The 25,240-nt window shown below is 42.0% G+C and carries 19 protein-coding genes and 1 tRNA gene; 17 read left to right on the top strand and 3 right to left on the bottom strand.

Annotated elements, in window-relative coordinates:
• The first annotated feature begins 6 nt into the window (after positions 1 to 6).
• The 11 genes from murD to ileS all read left to right on the top strand — a co-directional run bounded on the left by murD (position 7) and on the right by ileS (position 12,708).
• Positions 7 to 1,371: a UDP-N-acetylmuramoyl-L-alanine--D-glutamate ligase gene (gene murD, locus A5868_RS10800; protein WP_086303495.1), complete on the top strand. Its 1,365-nt coding sequence runs from the start codon at positions 7 to 9 to the stop codon at positions 1,369 to 1,371.
• Between the two features lie 10 nt (positions 1,372 to 1,381).
• Positions 1,382 to 2,473, top strand: a complete 1,092-nt coding sequence (gene murG / locus A5868_RS10795) for an undecaprenyldiphospho-muramoylpentapeptide beta-N-acetylglucosaminyltransferase (protein ID WP_086303496.1) — start codon at positions 1,382 to 1,384, stop codon at positions 2,471 to 2,473.
• A gap of 3 nt (positions 2,474 to 2,476) precedes the next feature.
• Entirely contained in the window at positions 2,477 to 3,592 is a 1,116-nt protein-coding gene (locus tag A5868_RS10790; RefSeq protein ID WP_176281286.1) for a cell division protein FtsQ/DivIB, read from the top strand.
• 165 nt (positions 3,593 to 3,757) lie between these two features.
• Positions 3,758 to 5,083 (top strand): cell division protein FtsA, encoded by a 1,326-nt coding sequence (gene ftsA / locus A5868_RS10785; RefSeq protein WP_010780225.1) that lies wholly within the window; start codon positions 3,758 to 3,760, stop codon positions 5,081 to 5,083.
• Positions 5,084 to 5,213: 130 nt separating this feature from the next.
• On the top strand, positions 5,214 to 6,452 hold the full coding sequence (ftsZ, locus tag A5868_RS10780) for a cell division protein FtsZ (protein ID WP_010780226.1): 1,239 nt from the start codon (positions 5,214 to 5,216) through the stop codon (positions 6,450 to 6,452).
• A 14-nt stretch (positions 6,453 to 6,466) separates the two neighbouring features.
• Positions 6,467 to 7,144 (top strand): YggS family pyridoxal phosphate-dependent enzyme, encoded by a 678-nt coding sequence (locus A5868_RS10775; protein WP_010780227.1) that lies wholly within the window; start codon positions 6,467 to 6,469, stop codon positions 7,142 to 7,144.
• 9 nt (positions 7,145 to 7,153) lie between these two features.
• Entirely contained in the window at positions 7,154 to 7,789 is a 636-nt protein-coding gene (locus A5868_RS10770; protein WP_086303497.1) for a cell division protein SepF, read from the top strand.
• Between the two features lie 13 nt (positions 7,790 to 7,802).
• Positions 7,803 to 8,078 carry a YggT family protein gene (locus A5868_RS10765; RefSeq protein ID WP_010780229.1) on the top strand — a complete coding sequence of 92 codons (276 nt, stop codon included), beginning with the start codon at positions 7,803 to 7,805 and terminating at the stop codon, positions 8,076 to 8,078.
• Positions 8,079 to 8,090: 12 nt separating this feature from the next.
• The gene (locus A5868_RS10760; RefSeq protein WP_086303498.1) at positions 8,091 to 8,873 is read left to right on the top strand and encodes a YlmH family RNA-binding protein; all 783 of its coding nucleotides are present in this window, start codon (positions 8,091 to 8,093) and stop codon (positions 8,871 to 8,873) included.
• Positions 8,874 to 8,894: 21 nt separating this feature from the next.
• Positions 8,895 to 9,602, top strand: a complete 708-nt coding sequence (locus A5868_RS10755) for a DivIVA domain-containing protein (protein ID WP_010780231.1) — start codon at positions 8,895 to 8,897, stop codon at positions 9,600 to 9,602.
• A 319-nt stretch (positions 9,603 to 9,921) separates the two neighbouring features.
• Complete coding sequence (gene ileS, locus A5868_RS10750; RefSeq protein WP_086303499.1) at positions 9,922 to 12,708, top strand: isoleucine--tRNA ligase; 2,787 nt, start codon at positions 9,922 to 9,924, stop codon at positions 12,706 to 12,708.
• A 124-nt stretch (positions 12,709 to 12,832) separates the two neighbouring features.
• Here ileS and zwf read toward each other — a convergent pair whose 3' ends face one another.
• Positions 12,833 to 14,350, bottom strand: coding sequence for a glucose-6-phosphate dehydrogenase (gene zwf / locus A5868_RS10745; protein WP_010780233.1), 1,518 nt, complete (start codon positions 14,348 to 14,350; stop codon positions 12,833 to 12,835).
• 76 nt (positions 14,351 to 14,426) lie between these two features.
• Positions 14,427 to 15,074 carry a metal-dependent transcriptional regulator gene (locus tag A5868_RS10740; protein WP_010780234.1) on the bottom strand — a complete coding sequence of 216 codons (648 nt, stop codon included), beginning with the start codon at positions 15,072 to 15,074 and terminating at the stop codon, positions 14,427 to 14,429.
• Between the two features lie 217 nt (positions 15,075 to 15,291).
• Between A5868_RS10740 and gltB the strand changes: the two genes are divergently transcribed.
• Together gltB and A5868_RS10730 are read left to right on the top strand one after the other, a co-directional pair.
• Positions 15,292 to 19,782, top strand: coding sequence for a glutamate synthase large subunit (gene gltB, locus A5868_RS10735; RefSeq protein WP_086303500.1), 4,491 nt, complete (start codon positions 15,292 to 15,294; stop codon positions 19,780 to 19,782).
• Position 19,783: 1 nt separating this feature from the next.
• The gene (locus tag A5868_RS10730) at positions 19,784 to 21,220 is read left to right on the top strand and encodes a glutamate synthase subunit beta (RefSeq protein ID WP_086303501.1); all 1,437 of its coding nucleotides are present in this window, start codon (positions 19,784 to 19,786) and stop codon (positions 21,218 to 21,220) included.
• Between the two features lie 173 nt (positions 21,221 to 21,393).
• On the opposite strand, the gene A5868_RS10725 is transcribed toward A5868_RS10730, so the two are convergent.
• A complete protein-coding gene (locus A5868_RS10725; RefSeq protein ID WP_010780237.1) occupies positions 21,394 to 21,753 on the bottom strand; it encodes a DUF4828 domain-containing protein in 360 nt (119 codons plus the stop codon).
• Positions 21,754 to 21,985: 232 nt separating this feature from the next.
• Between A5868_RS10725 and sfsA the strand changes: the two genes are divergently transcribed.
• The 4 genes from sfsA to A5868_RS10705 all read left to right on the top strand — a co-directional run bounded on the left by sfsA (position 21,986) and on the right by A5868_RS10705 (position 25,222).
• Complete coding sequence (sfsA, locus tag A5868_RS10720) at positions 21,986 to 22,717, top strand: DNA/RNA nuclease SfsA (RefSeq protein WP_086303502.1); 732 nt, start codon at positions 21,986 to 21,988, stop codon at positions 22,715 to 22,717.
• Between the two features lie 76 nt (positions 22,718 to 22,793).
• On the top strand, positions 22,794 to 23,795 hold the full coding sequence (locus A5868_RS10715) for a Gfo/Idh/MocA family protein (protein ID WP_086303503.1): 1,002 nt from the start codon (positions 22,794 to 22,796) through the stop codon (positions 23,793 to 23,795).
• An 8-nt stretch (positions 23,796 to 23,803) separates the two neighbouring features.
• Entirely contained in the window at positions 23,804 to 24,982 is a 1,179-nt protein-coding gene (locus A5868_RS10710; protein ID WP_086303504.1) for a DEAD/DEAH box helicase, read from the top strand.
• A 166-nt stretch (positions 24,983 to 25,148) separates the two neighbouring features.
• Positions 25,149 to 25,222 (top strand) — tRNA-Arg (locus A5868_RS10705).
• The last annotated feature ends 18 nt before the right edge of the window (positions 25,223 to 25,240 follow it).

Below are 25,240 nucleotides of genomic sequence, written 5' to 3'. Positions count from 1 at the left end.
TAGAAAATGAAACAAATCAAACAATATGAGAACGAAAAAGTATTAGTATTAGGATTAGCAAAAAGTGGATTTAGTGCGGCCAAGTTATTAAATGACTTGGGCGCACTTGTTACGGTCAACGATGGAAAGCCGTTTGAAGAAAATCCAGAAGCCCAAGGGTTATTGGAGCAAGGCGTACGAGTGATCACTGGACATCATCCGATCGAATTGTTGGATGAAGATTTCTCTTTGATGGTTAAAAATCCTGGAATTCCGTACGATAATCCTTTAGTAGCAAAAGCAGAAGAACTGCATATCCCAATCTTGACCGAAGTGGAGTTGGCTTATCAAGTCGCAGAGTGCCCAATCGTTGGAATCACTGGAACGAATGGCAAGACGACGACAACCACCATGATCGGTCTATTGTTGAATCAAGAAAGAGCGGCAGGAAAAGCTCACTTAGCTGGGAATATTGGTTTTCCGGGTAGTGAAGTTGCTGCAAAGGCAAGTGCAGATGATGACATCGTTATGGAGCTATCGAGCTTTCAACTAATGGGGATCAAAGAATTTAAGCCGCAAATTGCTGTGATTACAAATATTTACGAAGCGCATTTGGATTATCACAAGACTCGAGAAAACTACGTGGCGGCAAAATGGGCGATTCAAGAAAATATGACGGCTACAGATTACTTAGTACTCAATTGGAATTCAGAGGAATTACAGGAAATGAGCAGAGGAACTAAAGCAACTGTTGTTCCTTTCTCAACTAAAGAGGTATTACGAAATGGTTCTTATCTATTAGAGGGTGCATTATATTACCAAGACGAAAAAATCATGGATGCTTCCGAACTAGGAGTACCCGGCGCACATAATATTGAAAATGCTCTAGCCGCAATTGTTGTAGCAAAATTAAAAGGCGTTTCCAATAAAAGCATTCGGACAGCATTGAGTAATTTCCATGGTGTACCGCATCGAACACAGTATGTAGATACAATCAATGGACGGAAATTTTACAATGATTCAAAAGCCACGAATAGTTTAGCTACAGAAATGGCATTAAGCGGTTTCGATAATGATCGCCTGATTTTATTAGCGGGTGGTTTGGATCGCGGAAATGGATTTGATGAACTAATACCTTCACTCGAAGGAATCAAAGCAATGATTCTTTTTGGTGAAACAAAAGATAAATTAGCTGATGCTGCGAAACAAGCAGGAGTTGAAACAATCATTAAAACATCAAATGTTGAGACTGCCGTACCATTGGCGTATGAGCAAAGCAAAGAGGGCGACAGTATTTTACTTTCTCCCGCTAATGCAAGTTGGGATCAATACCCCAACTTTGAAATTCGTGGAGACAAATTTATGCAAGCTGTGAAACAGTTAGAAAAGTAGGGAAAATGAAATGAGAATACTTGTGACAGGCGGCGGCACGGGCGGACACATCTATCCAGCCTTAGCATTTATCCGTTACGTACAAAAAATCCAACCGGATTCTGAATTTTTATATGTGGGAACACATCGAGGGTTGGAAAATAAAATCGTGCCTGAGACAGGCATCTCTTTTAAAACAATCAAAATTCAAGGATTCAAACGAAAACTTTCGTTAGATAATGTAAAGACCGTACAGTTGTTTCTTGAGAGTATTAAGCGTTCGAAAGAAATCTTACGTGAGTTCAAGCCAGATGTTGTCATCGGAACGGGGGGCTATGTCTCTGGATCCGTGGTCTATGCAGCTGCACGAATGAAAATTCCAACGATTGTTCACGAACAAAATAGCGTTCCAGGGATCACAAACAAGTTTTTAAGTCGCTTTGCTGACCGAATTGGGATTTGTTTTCCGGATGCAGCGCAATATTTTCCAGAAAATAAAACAGTATTAGTAGGGAATCCGAGAGCTCAAGAAGTTGTTACTAGCGGAAAATCGGAGGTTTTAGAACAGTACGGATTATTTTCCGATATCCCTACAGTTTTAATTTTCGGTGGAAGCCAGGGCGCATTAAAAATAAATCAGGCAGTTATTCAAGCACTGCCTAAATTTTCTCAAAAAGAATACCAAGTACTTTACGCTTCAGGAGATCGTTATTATAACGAGATTTCCGAAAAAATCGATGTAGACAAAATCAGTCACAACCTTTCGCTGCAACCATATATAAAAAATATGACAGACGTTATGGCGAATGTTGATCTGTTGATCGGTCGGGCTGGAGCAACATCAATTGCAGAATTTACGGCCTTGGGATTGCCAGCAATTTTAATTCCGAGTCCTTATGTGACAAACGATCATCAAACAAAAAATGCACAAAGCTTAGTAAATGCTGGGGCTGTCAAGATGATTACTGATGCAGAGTTAACAGGTGAAAATCTAGTAGAAGCTGTAGATGAAATCATGGCGGACTCTGAAAAAAGAGAAAATATGGCGAAAGCCTCTCGACAAGAAGGGATACCCGATGCAGCTGAGCGCCTTTGGGCATTGGTAAACGAGATCGTCAAATAGTTTTTGGAGGTGAGGAACATTAGCCGCGAAGAGTTTCCAGAGGAAAACAAAGAGCAAGAGGAAAAACCAAAACCTAAAAAAGAAAATTTAACACCTTGGCAATTAGCAAATATGGAATATTTGAAGCAGAAAGCACTAGAAAATGGCGAACCGGAAGTACCACCCAGTATTTCTGAGCACTCGGAGACATCAAGCACTGATGAACCCGCCGATGAAGAAGACGAAGTACCAGTAGAGCAGGAAACAATCGATGCTGAATTTGAGATAGAAGAGAACACGGAAGAAGAAGAGACTTCGAAAGGACCGAAAAATGGATCTTTCTTAGAACGGCTGCCAAACATCAAGCACGAGCGAAATCGTCGTTTGGTTCGCAGGTCTTCAATTTTGATCGGACTATTTTCAATACCGGCACTATTATTATTATATTATATTTCGCCCTTGGGTAAGCTAGGCGGAGTGAGTGTCCAAGGTAATGAGAGAATTTCAGCAGAGGTAATAAAAAAAGAACTCAATTTTACTGTAGGCGATAATCTTTGGAGTCAGTTTTTTGACCGTCAAGATAATATCAAGAAGTTAAAGAAGCAAGAATTGCAAATTGAAAATGCGGAAGTCCATATTGATGGCTTTAATCATTTCGAAGTGCAAGTAAAAGAATTTCCGGAAGTCGCTTATTTGGAAAGTAATGGGAAATATTCACCTGTTATTTCTAATGGGAAAATCATACCAGTTGAAGTTGAAAAAAGTAATGGCGATTTACCGATCCTGGAAAGCTTTACTGGATCAAAACGCATTTTAAATGTACTAGATGGCTATAAAAAATTAACAGAAGAAGTCAAACAGGGAATTTCTCAGATCAAGTACGCTCCAACAAGTGAGAATAAAGAGTTGCTAGAAATTTTCATGAATGATGGAAATAAAGTTTTGGTAAGTATTAATGAATTAGGCACTAAAATGAATTATTATCCTCAGGTCGCCAAAGAAATGAATGACAAACAAATCAAAGGTGTCGTAGATATGGAAGCAGGGATTTACAGCTACCCCTACGCTGAGAATTCAGCTACTGAAGATTCAGCGCAGGACTCAACAGAACAAACCGAAACACCCGCTGGGAATGATTAAATTTATTACAAGAAAATGTTGAATCTTCTTTTTCATTCTAGGCAAAATGTGGTAAAATTGAAGGCAGTGAATTACTTGCAAATAATTATATTTCATGCTTAACAGTAACTTAAAATATTAAATCTGAATAAAGCATTTATTTGAAAATAGGAGGGAATCCCATTCATGGCAAAAGCAGGAATGTATGTAGGCCTTGATATCGGGACAACATCGATAAAAGTTGTTGTTGCCGAGTACATCGATAGCCAAATGAATATCATTGGTGTTGGAAACGCAAAATCAGAAGGAATCAACCGTGGGATTATCGTAGATATTGATAAAACAGTACAAGCGATTCAACGAGCAGTAAAACAGGCCGAGGAAAAAGCCGGGATTCAGATCAAAAGTGTCAGCGTAGGATTACCTGCCAACTTATTAGAAGTTGAGACTTGTCAGGGAATGATCGCTGTTAATAATGAATCGAAAGAAATTATGGATGAAGACGTTCGTAATGTCGCTTCAGCAGCAATGGTTCGTTCAGTTCCTCCTGAAAGACAAATCGTTGCATTATTACCTCAAGAGTTTACTGTTGATGGCTTTGAAGGCATCAAGGATCCACGAGGGATGATCGGTGTTCGACTTGAAATGTTCGGACTGGTCTTTACAGGGCCTAAGACGATTATCCATAACATTACAAAATGTGTAGAAAAAGCAGGATTGACTGTTGCTGAAACAGTGATTACTTCTTTAGCATTGACAGAGTCTACTTTATCAGATGGTGAGAAAGATTTTGGTACGATTGTTATCGACATGGGCGGCGGTCAAACAACAACGGCAGTTATGCACGATAAGCAATTAAAATTCACTCACGTGGATCAAGAAGGCGGAGAGTTTGTTACAAAAGATATTTCCATCGTCTTAAATACGTCATTCAACAATGCAGAGGCATTGAAAATCAATTATGGAGATGCCTATCCAAGTCGTACGTCTGCTGACGAAGATTTCCCAGTAGATGTTATTGGGAAAACAGATCCTGTGAAAGTGGACGAACGCTATCTAGCTGAGATCATCGAAGCACGGCTGGAACAAATTTTCCGTAAAGCCAAAGAAGCATTGGATGAAATCGAAGCCTTAGATTTACCTGGCGGTGTTGTGTTGACAGGTGGGGCGGCTAGCTTACCAGGCGTGGTCGATTTAGCAGAAGATATTTTTGGGACAACAGTGAAGCTGCACGTACCAAATCAAATGGGATTGAGAAATCCAGTCTTTACAAATGTCATCAGTATCGTCAATTATTCAGCTGAACTAAGTGATGTGTATCATTTAGCAAAATCTGCTGTTACAGGTGAAAAAGTGTCCTTATCTACTTCACCTCAAACAAATGCTGTTTCAACAGCTCCTGTATATGATGATTACGAAGCAGCAAATGACTATGAAGAAGAAACAAAGCCAAAAAATGAAGAAAAAGTAACTGGAAAGATCAAAGATTTCTTTTCAAATATTTTTGATTAATTTTATAAGAGGATGCTTCTTCTTTACGCTTTAGCGTAATATTAGTAGAATGATAGACGGATGAAAATGAAGGCTTACTTTTTTCCTGAAAAAGTAATTACATTAGTATGAAGTAGGAGGAATAGAAAACATGGAATTCTCAATAGATAACAATATTAACGAAGGTGCAGTTATTAAAGTTATCGGTGTTGGCGGAGGCGGCGGAAACGCCATTAACCGTATGATCGAAGAAAACGTCAAAGGCGTTGAATTCATCGCATCAAACACTGATGTACAAGCCCTTAAAAATTCAAAAGCAGAAACAGTGATTCAATTAGGCCCTAAATATACTCGTGGGTTAGGTGCTGGATCGCAACCTGAAGTTGGCCAAAAGTCAGCAGAAGAAAGCGAACAAGCAATTAGTGATGCACTTGAAGGTGCAGATATGGTCTTTATCACTGCCGGAATGGGCGGCGGTACTGGTACTGGAGCTGCTCCGATCGTTGCGAAAATCGCAAAAGATCTTGGTGCTTTGACAGTCGGTGTCGTAACGCGTCCATTTAGCTTCGAAGGACCAAAACGCGGACGTTTCGCGGCAGAAGGTATTTCATTACTGAAGGAAAATGTAGATACCTTATTAATTATCTCAAACAACCGTTTACTTGAAGTTGTTGACAAGAAGACGCCAATGCTTGAAGCATTCCGTGAAGCGGATAATGTGCTACGCCAAGGAGTTCAAGGTATTTCTGACTTGATTACAGCTCCTGGATATGTAAACTTGGACTTTGCCGATGTGAAAACTGTGATGGCAAATCAAGGAACTGCATTGATGGGTATCGGTGTTGCTAGTGGTGAAGATCGCGTAGTCGAAGCAACGAAGAAGGCAATCTCTTCTCCATTATTAGAAACTTCAATCGATGGTGCGGAACAAGTATTATTGAACATTACAGGCGGTTTAGACATGACATTATTCGAAGCACAAGATGCTTCTGATATTGTTGCAAATGCAGCAACCGGTGATGTAAACATTATTTTAGGTACATCAATCAGCGAAGAATTAGGCGATGAAATTCGAGTTACAGTAATTGCGACAGGAATTGATCCAACAAAAAAGGAGCGTAAGGCTACTCGTAACACACAACGTGCTAGCCAAATCCAATCAGTTCCTCAAAAGCAAAATTTAGATATTGAACCTTCAAGAAACAATGAAGGTCAGTCGGCTTTCGGAGAATGGGACATTCGCAAAGAAGAAAACATTCGCCCAAAAGTTGAAGAAACACAATTTGAGAATATCGAAAAGAAAGAATTTGAAACGTTCAACCGTGAAGAAGTAAAACCTGAAAAAGACGAAGAACTAGACACACCACCATTCTTTCGCCGTAGAAAATAAGAGGGGGAGAGCACATGATCGCTGAAAACTTGCATAGAATCGAGCAAGAGATTCAGGAGTCGTGTGCTCTTGTTTCACGTAACTTGCAGGATATTACGATGGTTGCGGTGACCAAGAGTGTCGACTCCATAGCAGCAAAAGAACTCGTTGAATTAGGCGTGACAGATTTAGCTGAAAATAGAGTAGACAAATTACTTGAAAAAAAGCAAAGTTTTTCACACGATCAACAGATAAAATGGCATCTTATTGGTAATTTACAGCGTCGCAAGGTAAAATTGATTATAAATGAAATTGATTACTTTCATGCGTTGGATAGTTTACGCTTGGCACAAGAAATTCAAAAGCGTGCAGAGCATCCGATTCATTGTTTTATTGAGGTGAATGTTTCTGGAGAAGAATCGAAGCACGGGCTCAAACCTGAAGAGCTTCATTCTTTTGTTGAAGAATTGGAAAAATTAGACAAGGTCTATGTGGTCGGATTAATGACCATGGCTCCTTATGACGCAAGTCAACAGGAGGTCCGCACTATTTTTTCTACCTTGAAACAGCTTCAAGTGAGTGTGAAAGAAAAAAACTTGCAGTACGCACCATGTACAGAATTGAGCATGGGGATGAGCCAAGACTTCAAAACGGCAATTGAAGAAGGTGCCACTTTTGTTCGAATCGGAACGGCACTATTTAGGAAAGGTTAGGTAAAGTTAATGGGAATTAGTCTAGCAAAGATCACTGATTTTTTTGGTTTAGCGGATGATGATATGTACGAAGAAGCAGCACCTGCACCAAAGAAGCAGGTTAGCCGCCCACAACAACAAAGCGCGCCTAAAAAAGAACGCGTCAGAGCGCCACGTTCTACATATCAAAAGCAAGAGATTGAACGTCCAAAAGCAAGAGTTCAAACGAAGGCTCAGCCAGTTGCTGAACCTCAGACAAATCGTAGAGCTGAAGCTGTAATGAAAAAAGCTGAAAGCGCACCAAAGAAAAACGAAAAAGTCGTATCGATGCCAAACAATAATAGTCGGGCACAACGACTTGCACCAAAAATTGAACAAAAAAGTAAAAATCGTATTTCAGTAGTTGAACCAAGAGCCTATAACGAGGCGATGACTATTGCGAAGCGAGTTGGGCAAGGTGAAGTTGTTTTGATCAACTTTCAGTCCTTAGATGAAATGAAGGCACGTCGCGTCGTTGATTTTCTGACAGGTGCTGTTTTCATGATTGATGGTGATATCAAACGTGTCGGCAATGAAATGTTTTTATGTACACCGACTAGCGTTGAAATTACCAATACTGCTTTGAGTTCAATGGTTGATGATGACATTTATGGTTTAGAAATGTAAAGGAGCCGCTTATTTGGAATTGATTATTACACTTTTTAATATTTTAACTCGACTAGTTTATCTTTATACGACAATCTTGATTGTCTACGCATTGATGTCATGGTTCCCTGGAGCCTATCAATCTAGATTTGGACAACTTTTGAGTCGAATTTGTGAGCCGTTTCTTGATTTGTTTCGCCGATTGCCATTGCAATTTGGTGGAATCGATTTTTCAGTGATGGCAGCGATTTTTGCATTAAATTTTGCGATGAGGATTTTACAAAGAATTCTGATTAATCTGATGTTCTAAGGGGGTGGCGAAATGAATGCGAATGTCTATCAACACTTTAGACCTGAAGAGCATCCATTTGTTGAAAGTGTTGGCGATTGGTTAGAACAAGTCGAAAGCCAATATGCGCCTTACTTAACGAATTTTTTAGACCCTCGACAAGCATATATCTTAGAAACCTTGATTCGCGAAAACAGTGAATTGAAATTTTCTTTTTATGGCGGTTATGAAGATGCTGAGCGTTGTCGCTGCATGATTTATCCTGAGTATTATGAACCGCAGATCGATGATTTTGAACTTGTAATGATCGAAATCAATTATCCTAAGAAGTTTACAGAGCTTTCTCATGGGAAGATTTTAGGAACATTGATGAATGCAGGGATCAAGCGGGATTATTTTGGCGATATTATTTCTGATGGTGATCGCTGGCAAATCTTTTTAGCGAAGGACTCAGCGAGCTATATCGTTAGTCAGGTAACGAAGATCGGTCGTGTATCTGTTCATTTAGAGGAACGATCTTATACGGAGATTATCATACCGAAAGACAGTTGGGCTGAAGAAACGACGACAGCGACTTCGATGCGTTTAGATGCAATCATTTCTACTGTTTACAATATTTCTCGTCAACGGTCGAAGCAATTGGTTGAAGCCGGAAAAGTAAAAGTAAACTGGTCAGTCAATGAACGTCCAGATTATTTACTTGATTTACTAGATGTCGTTTCGGTTCGTGGATTTGGCCGGATTCAGATCCAAGGATTAGAAGGAAAAACAAAGAAAGAAAAATTCCGTTTGCGCTTAGGCGTTTTACGAAAATAAATTTATGAGGTGAACAATAATATGGCATTAACTCCATTAGATATTCAAAACAAAAGTTTCTCCACCAAAATGCGTGGGTATAATCAAGATGAAGTCGATGATTTCTTAGATATGATCGTTCGCGATTATGAAGACAGCATCGCAAAAAATCGTGAATTAGAAAAAGCACTAAAACATTCTGAAGAAAAATTAGAATACTTCAATGAATTGAAGGAAGCGTTGAACCAATCAATCGTTGTGGCACAAGATACAGCGGACAAAGTAAAATCTTCTGCAAGCAAAGAATCTGAAGTCATTGTAACTTCTGCGCAAAACCGTGCGGATGAATTGATCTCAAATGCAATGCAAAAAGCCAACTTGTTAACGACAACGGCGGAAGATAAAGCAAAAGAAATCTTAACGGACGCAACCTCTAAAGCGCGTCAATTGGCTGCTGAAACAAATGATTTGAAGAAGAAAACGCGTGTCTTCCATCAACAATTATTGTTATTATTGGAAACACAAATCGATCAAGCGCGCAGCGGGGACTGGGAAGAAGTATTGAAGCCAATGTCTTCTTATGTCGGTGACGGTCATGAAGTTTTGAGAGAAGTTTTGGCGAATGAACTTGACAGTGATACGATTGATGCAGTAGACTCAAATGAACCAATAATTACCGATGTTCCTCAGGACGAGGACATGGGATTAACGATTGATATTCCTGAATTAATTAAATCAGATGAAGAATAAACAATCTAGAACAGAAAAGCTGATTAGATTCTTTTAGCGAGCCGATGATAGTGAAAGTTCGGCAGACCCTCTAATTGGAAAGATCCTCTAGAGCATTTGATTGTGAAGCTTAGTAGCAGTCGACGCGTCATTGCGTTACCGATGATCAGAGGAAACTTCTAGGTTTCAAATTTGGGTGGTACCACGACAAGCTCGTCCCTTTGCGGATGCGCTTGTTTTTTTGTGTTTTACAGCTTCGAAACTTAGGAGGCTGTATTGTAAGAACTGAGTAAACTGCTTTTTAGGCAGAAACACTATATTTTTAAGGAGACGATGGATCGTGAAGACAAAAGAAACTCTTCAACTTGGAAAAACCGGTTTTCCTATGCGGGGGAACTTACCAAACCGTGAAGGTCAATGGGAAAAAGAATGGGAAGAAAATGGCATTTATGAAAAACGTCAAAAATTGAATGAAGGCAAACCAACATTTGTTTTGCATGATGGTCCTCCCTATGCAAACGGGAATATTCATATTGGTCACGCGTTAAATAAAATCAGTAAGGACATTATTGTGCGCTCAAAATCAATGTCAGGCTTTCGTGCACCGTATGTTCCCGGCTGGGATACTCATGGTCTCCCGATTGAACAAGTTCTTGCGAATAAAGGAATTAAACGTAAAGAAATGTCCATGGCCGAATACCGTAAAAAATGTGAAGAATATGCGTTGTCTCAAGTGGACAAACAGCGCGAGGATTTCAAACGTTTAGGAATTGCTGGCGAATGGGACCATCCTTACGTTACCTTGACACCTGATTATGAAGCTGCAGAAATTCGTGTGTTTGGTAAGATGGCTGAAAAAGGCTACATTTATAAAGGCTTGAAGCCTATTTACTGGTCACCATCAAGTGAATCTTCTTTGGCTGAGGCAGAGGTTGAATATAAGGACGTGAAATCTCCTTCAATTTTTGTGGCCTTCAAAGTAAAAGATGGCAAAGGAATCTTAGATGCAGATACGTCCTTCATTATCTGGACAACTACACCTTGGACCTTGCCAGCAAACCAAGGGATCTCTGTAAATCCTGCCTACACATATGTTGTTGTAGAAGAAGCAGGGAAAAAGTATGTCGTTGCGAAGGACTTATTGAATAAAGTTGCTGAGGAATTGGATTGGCTTGATCCGAAGGTTATCAAAGAAGTTGCTGGGAAAGACCTAGAATATATGACTGCACAGCACCCATTTTATGACAGAGAATCATTGGTTATTTTAGGGGACCATGTCACCTTGGATGCTGGTACTGGTCTGGTTCATACGTCTCCTGGTCACGGGGAAGATGACTACTTTGCTTGGAAAAAATATCGGAATGACATCATTTCTCCAGTGGATAATCGCGGAGTGATGACGGCGGATGCACCTGGTTTTGAAGGTGTTTTCTACGACAAAGTGAACCCGATGGTCACAGAATTATTAGAAAAAAATGGGGCATTGTTGAAGTTAGAATTCTTTACCCACAGCTATCCTCATGACTGGCGGACTAAGAAGCCAATTATTTACCGTGCAACACCACAATGGTTTGCTTCAATTGATAAATTCCGTCAAGATATTTTAGATGAAATTGAGAAAGTGGACTGGATCATTCCTTGGGGCAAAACGCGTCTGTACAACATGATCCGTGATCGCGGCGATTGGGTGATTTCTCGTCAACGGGCATGGGGCGTTCCATTGCCAATTTTCTATGGAGAAGATGGGGAAGCGATCATTACACCTGAAACGACGGAGCATGTGGCACAGTTGTTTGCGGAGTTTGGTTCTAATGTATGGTTTGAACGGGAAGCAAAAGATTTATTGCCAGAAGGATTTACCCACCCAAGTTCGCCTAATGGTCTCTTTACGAAAGAAACAGACATCATGGATGTATGGTTTGATTCGGGTTCTTCACATGAGGCCGTTTTACGCCAACGGGACAACTTAACATTCCCTGCGGATATGTACTTGGAAGGATCAGATCAATACCGTGGCTGGTTTAACTCAAGTATCACGACAAGTGTAGCAATCAATGGTGTTGCTCCTTATAAATCAGTTCTTTCTCAAGGATTTACGTTAGACGGTGAAGGCCGTAAGATGAGTAAATCATTGGGCAACACCATCGTTCCGGACAAAGTCATCAAGCAGATGGGTGCCGATATCTTACGTCTCTGGGTGAGCAGTGTCGATTATGAAGCCGATGTGCGTGTGTCTATGGATATCTTGAACCAAGTGTCAGAAGTGTATCGTAAGATTCGTAACACGATGCGTTTCTTGTTGGCGAATACCACAGACTTTGAGCCTTCAGAACACACCGTTGCTTATGATGAATTGCGTTCCGTAGATAAATACATGCTAGTTCGCTTGAATGATGTGATCAAAACGATTCGTGAAGAAGGGTATGAAAAATATGATTTCACGCAAATCTATAAAACAGTTGTGAACTTCTTAACTGTTGATTTGTCTTCCTTCTATTTGGACTTCGCGAAAGATGTTGTATACATCCAAGCAGAAAACAGCTACGAACGTCGTTGTATGCAAACTGTTTTCTATCAAGCAGCCGTTGCATTGACCAAATTATTGACACCGATCATTCCTCATACGACAGAAGAAATCTGGACGTACTTGAAGGAAGAAGAAGCGTTTGTTCAATTAGCAGAATTGCCTAGCTATGAAGAATATCCTAACCAAGGCGAATTGTTGGATACGTGGAAGGCCTTCATGGACTTCCGTGACAAAGTCTTAAAAGCCTTAGAAGAAGCACGAAATGAAAAAGTAATCGGTAAATCGCTAGAAGCGAAAGTAACGATCTATCCAAATGAACAAGCGGCTGCTATGCTGACCGCGTTAGACGCAGACCTTGCTCAGCTCTTGATCGTATCACCTGATTCATTCAGTATCTCGAAAGAAGCAGCACCTGAAAATGCTGCGGCGTTTGATGATGTCGCTATCTTGGTTGAAAAAGCAGACGGTGAAGTTTGCGATCGCTGCCGCCAAGTTCGTACGACGGTCGGAGAAGATGAAAAGCTGCCAACCTTATGTGCTTCATGTGCGCATATTGTAGAAGAAAACTATCCAGAAGCAGTAGCGGAAGGATTGGAATAAAACGTCTTATAATAGAAGAAACCCGTGTCGAATGGTCGGCGCGGGTTTCTTTTTTTGATTTTTAATGTGCAAGCCATAATGGAACATAAAAAAAAGCTGGGAAGCGTGTCCCAGCTTTTGGTTGTTAATCCAATTTTCCGCGTTCACGGTACCATTGATCAGGCTGCCAAGCCCATTCATGACCGTTCTTGGCTAGAAGATCGAAGGCGCATTGTGGTCCCATGGTTCCAGAAGCGTAGTTCGGGAAGCCTGGAGTGGTCTGATCCCAAGTATTGCGGATACGATCCACGATCTCCCAAGAGTTTGCTACTTCGTCCCAATGAGAGAAGTTTGTACCATCGCCATTTAAAGCATCTAATAATAGTTTTTCATAGGCTTCAGGACTGTTTTCTGTTACTTCAGCGCTCTGACGGAAATCTAATTTTACTGGTTCTGTCGTGAAACCTTGGCCGATTCGTTTTCCGTTTAAAGTAAGCGAGAAGCCTTCTGTAGGTTGAATATAAATGGTCAAGATATTTTGCGGCAATTCTTCTTCACTAGAAACATCTTCTTGTTCAGAGCTAAAGACATTAACAGGAACTTGTTTGAAGACGATATTGATACGTGTTCCTTTTTCAGTCATTCGTTTCCCAGTCCGAATATAGAACGGGACACCTGACCAACGGAAATTATCGATCATAAATTTACCTGCAACAAATGTTTCCATTAAAGAATCTTCAGCGACATTTGGCTCATCGTGGTAAGCAACGAAGTCTTTGCCATCTAACGTCCCTGCGTCATATTGTCCACGAACAAAGTTTTGCAGTACTTCTTCGGGATTGTACCGACGAATAGCTTGTAAAACTTTTACTTTTTCCTCACGGATGGACTTGTTCGAGAAAGAAGTAGGAACTTCCATCGCCAACAGCGCAACAACTTGTAAGATATGATTTTGTACCATATCCTTTAACGCGCCGCTGTGTTCATAGTAACCACCGCGATCTTCTACACCTAGTGCTTCAGAAAAAGTAATTTGAACGTTTTCGATGTAACGGTTGTTCCAAAGGGATTCAAAGATGTTGTTTGCAAACCGGATCACGGAAATATTTTGAATCATTTCTTTTCCTAAATAGTGATCGATACGAAAAATGTCTTGCTCTGGGAAAACGTCGCGAATCTCATTATTCAGTTCATTTGCAGAATCATAATCAAATCCGAAAGGTTTTTCGATCACTAAACGGTTATAGCCTGTAGTAGTCAAAATTTCTTGAGATTTCAAATGACTCACAATGGTTCCAAAAAATTGAGGTGCCATGGCTAAGTAATATATGCGATTGCCTTGCAAGTCATACTTTTCATCCAATTCATCAGCCAAATCTTTTAGCTGGTCATAATGTTCAGTGTCATTGACATTGTGTGACAAGTAGTAAAAGTGGTTAGAGAATTCTTGTGCTTCTTCCTCTGTTGGGGCGAGGTCCTGGATCGTCTCACGAACGATCTCACGATAATGATCGTCGCTCCACGGCCGTCTAGCCGTACCGATCACAGCAAAGTGTTTTGTCAGATTGCCTTTTTTATATAGACGAAACAACGACGGGTATAATTTCCGTTTTGCTAAATCGCCTGTGCCACCAAAGATGGTGAATAGTGCTGCCTGTTCCATAAGTTTCACTCCTAGCTAATCATAATGAGTTCTTTTCAATCAAAAACGCGTATCTAACATCCCGAAGGATCGTTAATTATAAGGCGTCTACAAAAATCGTTGATGCGGCTTTGTAACTAATTGAAACCTCTTTTTGGTCGTTTTGTAAAGTAATCGGCCCTTCATAGGCAGCAATTTTTGTGATTTCGTATTCTTCATGGATGGCGATGCCAAGATCCATCAAATAGTCGAGCAAGTCTTTTTCGTCTAAAACACGAGCGATCCGAATAGTTGTTCCTTCAGGGTAGCTTGCTAAGGTTTGACGGTCTTTTTCATGAACGGTCTGATCTTGTTGCGGAATCATTCCGCCATGGGGACAAAAAGTTGGATGGTCTAAATAATGATCCAATTTTTGTTCTAATTGTGAGGATGTCACATGCTCTAATACTTCTGCTTCATCATGGACTTCATTCCATGAATAGCCTAAATGATCGACTAAGAAGACTTCCCATAAACGATGTTTACGGACAAGCGTACTCGCCTTTTCCAAGCCAAGCGGTGTTAATTGAACGCCTTGATAAGGGGAGTGCTCAACGAGTCCTTCTTTTACTAGTTTATTGATCATCTCGCTGACAGAAGCGCCAGAAATGGACAAACCAGCGACAATTTTTTTATTGCTGACTTTTTCTTTGTCGCCACCTAATTCTAATATTAATTTTAAGTAATCTTCGCGATTTGGTGTCATTGGTGTTCATCCTTTCATAACGAAGCATATCAGATTAAGTTTACCAAATAAATCTTCTTTTTTCCATTTGATTGGACTTTTCTTTTTGGCTTGTTCAGCTAGTGATAACAAAAGTAATTAAAAAAAATTTCTAAGAACACTTGCCTATTTTTTTAAAAAAAGGTAGTATATTAAAAATAAATGAGAATTGTCAAACTATTTAAAGGATTGATGTTGAATGACAAAGCAACAAATGACAGAGGCCCGGACCATGTATGATCCCTCTTTTGAGAAGGATGCATGTGGTATGGGCTTTATTGCTCAAATGAATGGAACAGCTTCGCATCAATTGGTGAAGCATGCATTAACGATGTTGAAACGAATGAATCACCGAGGCGGAACCGGGGCAGAACCTGAAACAGGCGATGGCGCTGGAATCTTGGCGACAATTCCCGACAACTTTTTTCAAAGAGAAGCAAAAGCGGCAGGTGTTGCTTTGCCGGATCGTGGACATTACGCAGTAGGAATGTTCTTTTTGCCAGCGGATGAGAAGCACAAGAGCGGACTGCAACAGGCGCTCGTAAAGGAAATTGAAGCGGCGGGTTATTTGGTCCTTTGGCAGCGGGATGTGCCGTTCCAGTATGAAAACTGTGGACCAGGTGCTCAAAAAGTCATGCCTAGATTTGTGCAACTGTTCATAAAGCGGCCGTTAGAGGTTGAAACAGCGCGTGAATTTGAAGACCGCCTGTATCGTTTGCGCCGTAAGCTGGAGAAGACCTACCATGCTGGGGAAATGGCGATATGCAGTTTATCCAGCCGAACAATTGTTTACAAGGGCATGCTGCATGCATATCAAGTTGGTATTTTTTATGATGATTTGCAGGATGAAGGCTTTGCCGCAAGTATCGCGGTGGTGCATTCGCGCTTTTCGACCAATACTTTTCCTAGCTGGGACCGCGCACAGCCTTTTCGATTCTTAGCGCATAATGGGGAGATCAATACCTTAAGAGGATCTGAAAATTGGATGAAGAGTCATGGCATCGAAGTATACAACGAAGAAGATTCCGACTCCGCCAAGCTAGAAAATTGTATGGAATATTTGTACCGAAACGGTCGTGATATTCCTCACGCATTAATGATGATGGTACCAGAAGCCTGGTCAGAAGAAGCGGGTTTGGGCGAAGAGCAGACTGCTTTTCAAGAATACAATGCCAGCTTTATGGCTCCGTGGGATGGTCCTGCGGCGCTGTGCTTTACAGATGGTGAAATGGTCGGCGCTACGTTAGATCGAAACGGGCTGCGTCCTTCTCGATATTCGATCACGAAGGATGGCTTTGTTCAAGTGGCCTCTGAGTCTGGCGTCGTTGATTTTGCGCCTTCGAATGTGATTGAAAAGGGTGTTTTAGGACCGGCGAATATGATTTTGGTTGATACGGTCAAGGGAAAGTTCTACCGCAATCAGGAAATCAAAGAAAAATATGCGAAGGCACATGCGTACAATGAGTGGTTGACTGAAAATCGGATTGAGCTGTCGCAGCTTGCGGAGACGGAACGTAAAGACGCCTCGCTGACTGAAAAAGACCTTCAGCGTATGTGGAAATTGAACGGCTATACCGATGAGATCATTCGAGATGAATTGTTGCCGATGGCGGAAAAAGGCGAGGAACCGGTCCTCTCAATGGGCTATGATTCTCCTTTAGCTGTCTTGAGTGACAAGCCGCAATCGCTATTCACGTATTTCAAACAGCAATTTGCCCAGGTCACGAATCCCCCAATCGATGCGATCCGGGAACAACTTGTGATTGGAACAGAGATGTTCTTGGGAAGAGATGGGGACATTCGTGTGGATGATGCCCATAATTGTCAGAAACTGAAAATAAATAGCCCGGTTCTCAGTACGAGTGATTTTCTGAAAATCGCACAATTAAATACAAAGGAACAAAAGGCAGTAACACTCTCGACGCTTTATCCAATCGACGGACAAAACGCATTGGAAGACGGGTTGGAATATATGTTCAAGGAGGCCGAGTCTGCTATTGATGCTGGCGGGACCATCCTTATATTGAGTGATCGAGGCTCAGAAAAAGCGAAAATGGCGATGCCGATTTTGTTGGCAGTGTCTGGGCTCCACAATTACTTGGTGCGAAAAGGAAAGGCCTCATTAGCAAGCTTGGTCGTGGATTCTGCTGAGGTCTGTGAAGTTCATCATTTTGCGACTTTGATTGGCTATGGTGCCAGTGGCATACACCCTTATGGGGCCTATGCGACATTGAAGAATTTCGAGATTGAAAATGGTCTGGAAAATTACCGCAAGGCGGCTGAAAAAGGAATCGTGAAGGTGATGTCGCGGATGGGGATCTCAACGATCGCCGGTTATCACGGTGCACAACTCTTTGAAGTAGTGGGGATTAGCGAACCGGTTACTAACAGGTATTTCACTGGAACGGCTAGCCGTATCGGTGGTCTGTCTCTGCATCAAATCGAAGAAGAATATTTACAGCGGCATCGGTTAGCTTATGGACCGAAACAAAATGACCTGTTAGCCTCTGGGGGAAGCTTCCAGTATAAAGCAGATGGGGAACATCATTTGTTCAACCCGAAGACTATTTACAATTTCCAGCAGGCAGTTCGTGCGGGCGATTATCAATTGTTTAAACATTACGTTAGCCAAATGAATCAAGAGGCGTTGGATGAACCGACCAATTTACGGGCGTTATGGGAGTTCAAGAAAGAACGACCATCAGTAAAACTCTCTGAGGTCGAGCCTGCGAGTAAGATCGTTAAACGCTTCAAAGTCGGGGCGATGTCTTATGGTTCTTTGAGTGAAGAGGCCCACCAGTGCATTGCAGAGGCGATGAACCGGATCGGTGCCAAATCAAATAGCGGTGAGGGCGGAGAAAATCGCAACCGATTCAAGCCTAAAGCAGACGGCAAGAACTTCAATAGCAAAATCAAGCAAGTGGCTTCTGGACGTTTCGGTGTAAATGCTGAATATTTAATGAGTGCCGAAGAATTACAAATCAAAATGGCGCAGGGTGCTAAACCGGGTGAAGGTGGGCAATTGCCAGGAAACAAGGTCTTTCCTTGGGTCGCTGAGATTCGTGGCTCCACACCTGGGGTCCGCTTGATTTCACCACCGCCGCATCATGATATTTATTCGATTGAGGATTTGGCGCAGTTGATCTACGACTTAAAAGCGATCAATCCCTATGCGAAAATCAATGTGAAGCTGGTGTCAAGTACGGGTGTTGGAACGATCGCGACAGGCGTTGTGAAAGCTGGAGCTGACGTGGTCGTTATCTCGGGATACGATGGCGGAACTGGCGCGTCTCCACGAAATTCAATTCGGGATGCTGGATTGCCGTGGGAGATGGGTGTGGCCGAAGCACATCAAATACTGGCGATGAATAACTTGCGTCAACGGATGACGTTAGAAACAGATGGGAAATTAATGACGGGCCGTGACGTGGCGATGGCGATTCTACTGGGTGCGGAGGAATATAGTTTTGCTTCCCTTGCTTTAGTAGCGATCGGTTGTGTCATGATGCGTGTATGTAGTTTGAATACCTGTCCGGTAGGCGTAGCCACGCAAAATCCAGCTTTACGAAAATTTTTCGTGGGCAAACCGGAGCATCTGATTCATATGATGTATTTTATAGCAGAAGATTTGCGGGAAATCATGGCTGATTTAGGCTTTAGAAGCATTGATGAAATGATCGGCCATACGGAAGTGCTGGAACCGCGCTTTATTGCAAAAGGCAAAGCAAAATCTTTGGATTTCTCACGTATTTTATCTACCAGTATTGGGATCGAACGGAAAACAGAAGATCCATTTAAGGAAAAGAGAGAATGGCCTGAGTTGGATCACTTCGCTGAAGGTGCCATCAAAAATGGAGAACAGGTCAGCATCAGCCATCCAATCAACAATGTGAATCGGACTGTCGGCGCACGAATGGGCGGCTGGATCGCAGAGCGCTTTGGAAACTATGAATTGACGCCAGGTCAGATCAAGTACACTTACACAGGAATCGCCGGACAAAGTTTTGGTTCCTTTATTACTCAAGGGATGGAATTGAAGCTGATTGGTGAAGGAAATGACTATGTGGCTAAAGGATTGAGTGGCGGTCGAGTGATTATTGTACCGCCAAAGGATGCTGCATATGATGTGGAACAATCGCCAATCGTCGGAAACGTGGTATGCTTCGGTGCGAATCGAGGAGAAGGCTATTTTCGTGGAAAAGCCGGCGAACGTTTTTGTGTTCGAAACAGCGGCGCGAATGTCGTCGTTGAAGGCGTCGGGGATCATGGGTGTGAATACATGACTGGCGGTGTTGCTGTGATCTTAGGTGAAACAGGGCGGAATTTTGCTGCGGGAATGTCCGGCGGGGTGGCCTATGTTTATGATCCGAAGGGCACATTTGCTGATAAGTGCAACTTAGAGATGGTCGATCTTTTCAAGTTGGGCGAAACAGGAGACGATGCTGTCTTGAAGGAAATGATCGAGAAGCATCTTACGTATACAGATTCATTAAAAGCGGCTGAATTGTTAAATAATTGGGCGTCGGCTCAACAACATTTTGTCAAAGTTTATCCAAGAGAATACCACGAAATGGTTCGTGTGACCGAAGAATTGGCGAAGACTGGTCTATCAGGCGAAGCGCTGATCGAGAAGGCTTTTGTCGAAGTCGTCGGAGAGCAAACGGTACCGGCTGGAAAGGGGCGTGGCTAACATGGCAGATCCATTTGGCTTTTTAAAATATCCACGGAAGGACAATCCTTATCGGCCAGTTGAAGAGCGGGTTCAAGATTGGGAAGAATTGCAAACACCGCTCTCTACAGAAGAACGACAAGAGCAAGCGGCGCGCTGTATGAACTGCGGGATTCCTTTTTGCCATACAGGTATTTTCTATGGCGGCAAGCGCGCAGTCTCAGGCTGTCCCAATGACAATCTGATCCCTGAGTGGAACGACTTTGTGTTTCGTGGTGATTTCAAGAGTGCCTTTGATCGGTTAGCGAAAACCAATCCACTTCCAGAAATGACTGGACGGGTATGTCCTGCGCCTTGTGAAAAGTCTTGTACAGAGGGATTGAACGGTTCGGGTGTTGCGATTCATGATAATGAACGCTTTATCATTGACCATGCCTTTGAACAGGATTGGGTAAAAAACGACGGGCTTCCCATCGAACGGACCGATTTTAAAGTCGCAGTCATCGGTTCTGGACCAGCGGGCCTTTCTGCTGCATGGCGGTTAAATCAACTGGGGCACCAAGTAACGGTGTACGAACGCAGCGATCGTGCGGGCGGCTTGTTAATTTACGGGATTCCAAATATGAAGCTGGATAAGGAAATCGTTCAGCGACGTATTGATGTGATGGAAGAAGTAGGGATCTCATTTGTATTAAATACCGAAGTGGGAACGGATATTTCCGCAGAGGATTTGCAGGAGAGGTATGATCGTGTCATTATCGCCAGCGGGGCAAGTGTTCCTCGCGATTTGAAAATTAAGGGACGCGAGCTACATGGCATCCGATTCGCGGTGGATTATCTGACGGATTGTACAAAAGATGTGTTGCAACATGGTAAAAAAGTGGTCGATCAAAAATTAGCTGGAAAGCATGTGATCGTCGTCGGTGGTGGCGATACAGGAAACGACTGTATCGGCTCAGCTATACGCCAAGGTGCGGCTTCAGTCAAGCAATTGGAGATTACGCCGCAATTGCCGGCAGCTCGTACTGTGAACAATCCGTGGCCGGAGTATTCAATGATCACTCGTGAAGGCTATGGTCAGGAAGAAGGTGCCGTGAACAATGCAGAATTAACTGCATATACGACGTCAACAACCAGCTTCATCGGCGCTGAGAGAGGGCAAGTGATCGCCATCGAGACGACTCAAGTAGACAATCAATTCCAACCTATTCCAGGCACTGAAAAAACATTGAAGGCAGATTTAGTATTACTGGCAATGGGATTCACTGGGGCAGAGAAAAATCTATTGGATGCTTTTGATGTTGAGGAAATCTATGAGGACTATGCAACGAACAATGAAAAAGTATACGTAGCTGGTGATGCCCGGCGTGGACCAAGCTTGGTTATCTGGGGAATTCGTGAAGGACGGAAAGCCGCAGAGCAGGTCGATCAAATGCTGCGGTCGTTGATTCAACAATAAAAAAATCAGATTGCCATCAAGAAATTTGACTGGCGATCTGATTTTTTTGTGAATCAAAGGAAAATCCTGTTCTAAAAAAATAAAGGACCCTTCACGATTCAAATTGACAGTAAAGGGTCCTTTAACTTTTTCAAGTTTAAAGAATAATACGAAAAAACAGTACAAGTGCATAGCTATTGGTTTTTTACAGGAACGATTGGAAACGAGACATCGTCCAGTTCATCATAGAGGGTGTCAGGCATCCCGTTTTTGGTTTTGATCAATAAGTGATAGCCATACTGATCTTGGATAGCTAATTTTTGTTCACTTAATTCAATCAACTGGTAGATGATGGCGGTACCATCTAAAATAATCGATAAGTCAGGGTAAATCGTAATCGTGTGGTGTTTGTGCTCTTTTGGATGAGTGAACTCCCAAGAACCAACGTACACACTATTCAAATCTTTCGTTTCCCGTTTGCGCACGAATTTAGAGCTCACTGCTGCTACACCGAGTGAGGTCGCACTAAGGAAGACGGGCCATTTCAATCTCATCAAAAAGCTCCTTTCACAAGTTTACGAAGTTAAATTAAAAACTAAAAAGTGTATTTCGGCAAATCACATTTTAAGCAGCTTCTTTTTGAAGGCTGCAAACACTGTAAAAGTGAAGAATAAACTTAAAGTGAACGCCATTCACACATGCTTTGTTATACTATATAATAAAGTCTGTCATCTTTCCATCCGGCTTAAGGACTATTTAACTTTTTTGAGAAGGATTTTGATAAAAATGAAGTATTCTGCGATTCACTTAGCAACTTTTATTGAAAGAAGCAACCGATTCATCGCTCGCTGTCGTTTGGTGGAGACAGGAGAAGATATTATTACCCATGTGAAAAATACAGGTCGCAGCAAAGAACTGCTGCTGCCGGATACGTTAGTGGCTGTGAATCATCAGCCCTCAGAAAAACGAAAAACAGCGTATGATTTAATTGCTGTAAAAAAAGGAGAAATGTGGGTCAATATTGATTCACAAATCCCGAATGCATTAGCTGCTGAAGGAATCCTCACCGGAAAAATCAATCTGCCAGGCTTAAAGGGAGCCATTACGTTGTTAAAGCGAGAGTATACCTTTGAACATTCGAAATTCGATATTTACTTTGAAACGGATATGGATGAAAAAGGATTCGTGGAAGTAAAGGGAATGACTTTGGAAAACCACGGGATAGGTGCGTTTCCAGATGCTCCCACACTAAGAGGGTTAAAGCATGTGGAAGAGCTGCGCGTGGCTCAGAAAATGGCGTATCAATGTTATGTATTGTTTGTCGTACAATTTCCCAGGATTGAAACGGCAACGATCCATCGTGAAATGCAACCGGCGCTCTATCTTGCTGTTGAAAAGGCTCAGGCAGACGGCGTGCAGATTTTAGCGTATAATTGTGAGGTAGATCAGGCGCATATTTCAATCAAAGAGTCTGTTCCTTTTGTGTTGGATCAACCATTTATTGATCCTAATTTATGAAGTGTACCATAGAGAACTTGATGCAATAAGCGGGCTTTTTTAATACACACCCTGAAATGAAAGAGGAGGAAGATTCATGATTAATTTAGGCATTATTGGAACAAATTGGATCACTGATCAATTTGTTCAAGGGGCACTTGAGACGGGGGATTATCAATTAACCGCTGTTTATTCGCGAAAATTAGAGACCGCTCAAAAATTTGGTGAAAAATATAGCGACGTTGAATATGCGACGGACCTTAAAACATTTTTCGGAATTGCCCATATGTCGACGGTGTACATTGCTTCACCAAACAGTTTGCATTTCGAACAAGCCAAACAGGCTATTTTGGCAGGAAAAAATGTGATTGTTGAAAAGCCAGCGTTTTCTACACCTGATGAAATGGATGAGATTATCGAGCTGGCGAATCAAAAGAGTGTTTTTTTCTTTGAAGCTGCTCGTAATATTCATGAACAAGCGTTTAAAACGGTCTCTGATTTTCTCCCATTAAAAGATCATGTCATCGGAGCGGATTTTAGTTTCATGAAATACTCCTCGCGATACGACCAGGTATTGGATGGAGAGGAACCAAATATTTTTTCACCCCATTTTTCAGGGGGAGCCTTGGCCGATCTAGGTGTCTATCCAATTTACGCAGCGTTGGCCTGGTTTGGTATGCCGCAAGACAGCTTTTACTTTGGTCAAAAAATTTCTACTGGAGTAGATGGAATGGGTACAGGTATCTTGCGCTATGAGCATTTTGATGTCACGATTCGAACGGGTAAAATCGGAGACAGCTTCCAACAATCTGAGATTTATTTAACGAATGGGACATTGGTTTTAAATGCTGTCAATTCGATTGATGACGCGGTCTTTCATGATCGTGGGCATCAGCGAAGAGAAAAATTAACGGTCCATCAACTGGAAAATCCAATGGTGGAAGAAGCGAGAGAATTTGCCCAAGTGATCATGAACCCGACGGATCGTAAGCTAGGGACCGATTATGAAGCGTGGGTGGAATTGTCTCGTAATGTGAACCAAGTGATTTATGATATGCGAAAAAGTGCGGGCATCGTATTTGATGCCGACGAGAAATAGAGGAAAATATGGATAATCAGGAATTTGTACCATTTTTACAAAAAAATTGGGAGGATGCTGGATTTGAAAAGCCAGCATTGATCCAATCAAGCGTGTTTACACCTATAACAGAAGGTAAAAATCTAGTTGGAATCGCTCCGACTGGCAGCGGGAAAACTCTCGCATATTTACTGCCACTGCTGAATAAAATGACGCCAGGAAAGGCCAGCCAAGTCCTAATCTTGACCTCTTCACAAGAGTTAGCGATGCAAGTTGTGGAAGTTGCTCGCAAATGGCTGTCAGGCTCAGGCATGAAGGTCCAGCCGTTGATTGGTGGAGCCAATGTTAAGCGGCAGCAAGAGGCACTGAAGAAAAAACCGGAGCTCCTAATAGGTACACCGGGTCGTGTCATGGAGTTGATCACAGCAAAAAAAATCAAAACACCGAATATCCAAACGCTGGTATTCGACGAGGTCGATCAATTGGTTCAGGGGCAAAGCCTTCAATTGATTCAAAAAATCCTAAAAGCCAGTGACAACGGCGCACAGCATTTATATTTTTCTGCGACGGCGGATACTGTATTAGAGGAATTGAATACCTTTGAATCCGAGCTGCTTGTAGTAGATGTTTCAGAAGAAGATGACAGCCAGGGAGAAGTCTCACACTTTTACCTAGAAACCAGCGATCGAAAAAAAGTTGAACAACTGCGCCGCTTACTGAATATGCCTACTTTTTGGGGTATGATTTTTTTCAATCAATTAGGAGATATGGGTAGCGCGGAAGAAAAATTACTTTTCCATCAATTGCCCGTAGCCAGCTTAGCATCAGATCAATCAAAATTATCCCGTAAAGGTGCGATCGAGCAATTCAAGAAACACCAAGCGCTAGGGCTTTTGACCACAGATTTGGCTAGCCGAGGATTAGATATTGAATCGCTGCCGTTTGTGATCAACGCAGATGTTCCGTTAAGCGAAGAAAGCTATTTGCATCGTGCAGGACGTGTTGGACGAATGGGGAAAACAGGAGTCGTTATTTCACTTGTCACCCCTCAGGAGAAAGCGGATTTAACTAAAATAGGGAAAAAATTAGCACTAAATCTGGCACCTATTTACCTATTTGGCGGCGAGCTGCTCACAGAAGAACCTGTAAAACAAAGCGATCCTAAAAAGAAAAAAAATAAGAAGAGCAAGGGAAAAAGACGAAAATAAGTCTTTTTTCTTTGCTCTTTTTTGTATTGCCAGATAATCAAGCGGATCAATGGGCTTGTGTAGGAGTAAAAACATCATTTTTTGTGAATTTGTAAGCGTAAGTAGATTAAATTTAAGTTAGTCATCTTGCTAAAATAAGTTAAAATCGCTACAATAGTGGAGGTATGTTCTCGTAGCTCAGTAGGATAGAGCGATCGCCTCCTAAGCGATAGGTCGCTGGTTCGATTCCAGTCGAGAACGTCAAAAAAACCACTTAGA

Source organism: Enterococcus sp. 12F9_DIV0723 (genome assembly GCF_002174375.1).
In the GTDB taxonomy this organism is placed as follows: Bacteria; Bacillota; Bacilli; order Lactobacillales; family Enterococcaceae; genus Enterococcus_A; species Enterococcus_A gilvus.
The sequence above is the reverse complement of the archived record's forward strand: the minus strand, read 5'-3'. Positions and strand labels throughout refer to the sequence as shown.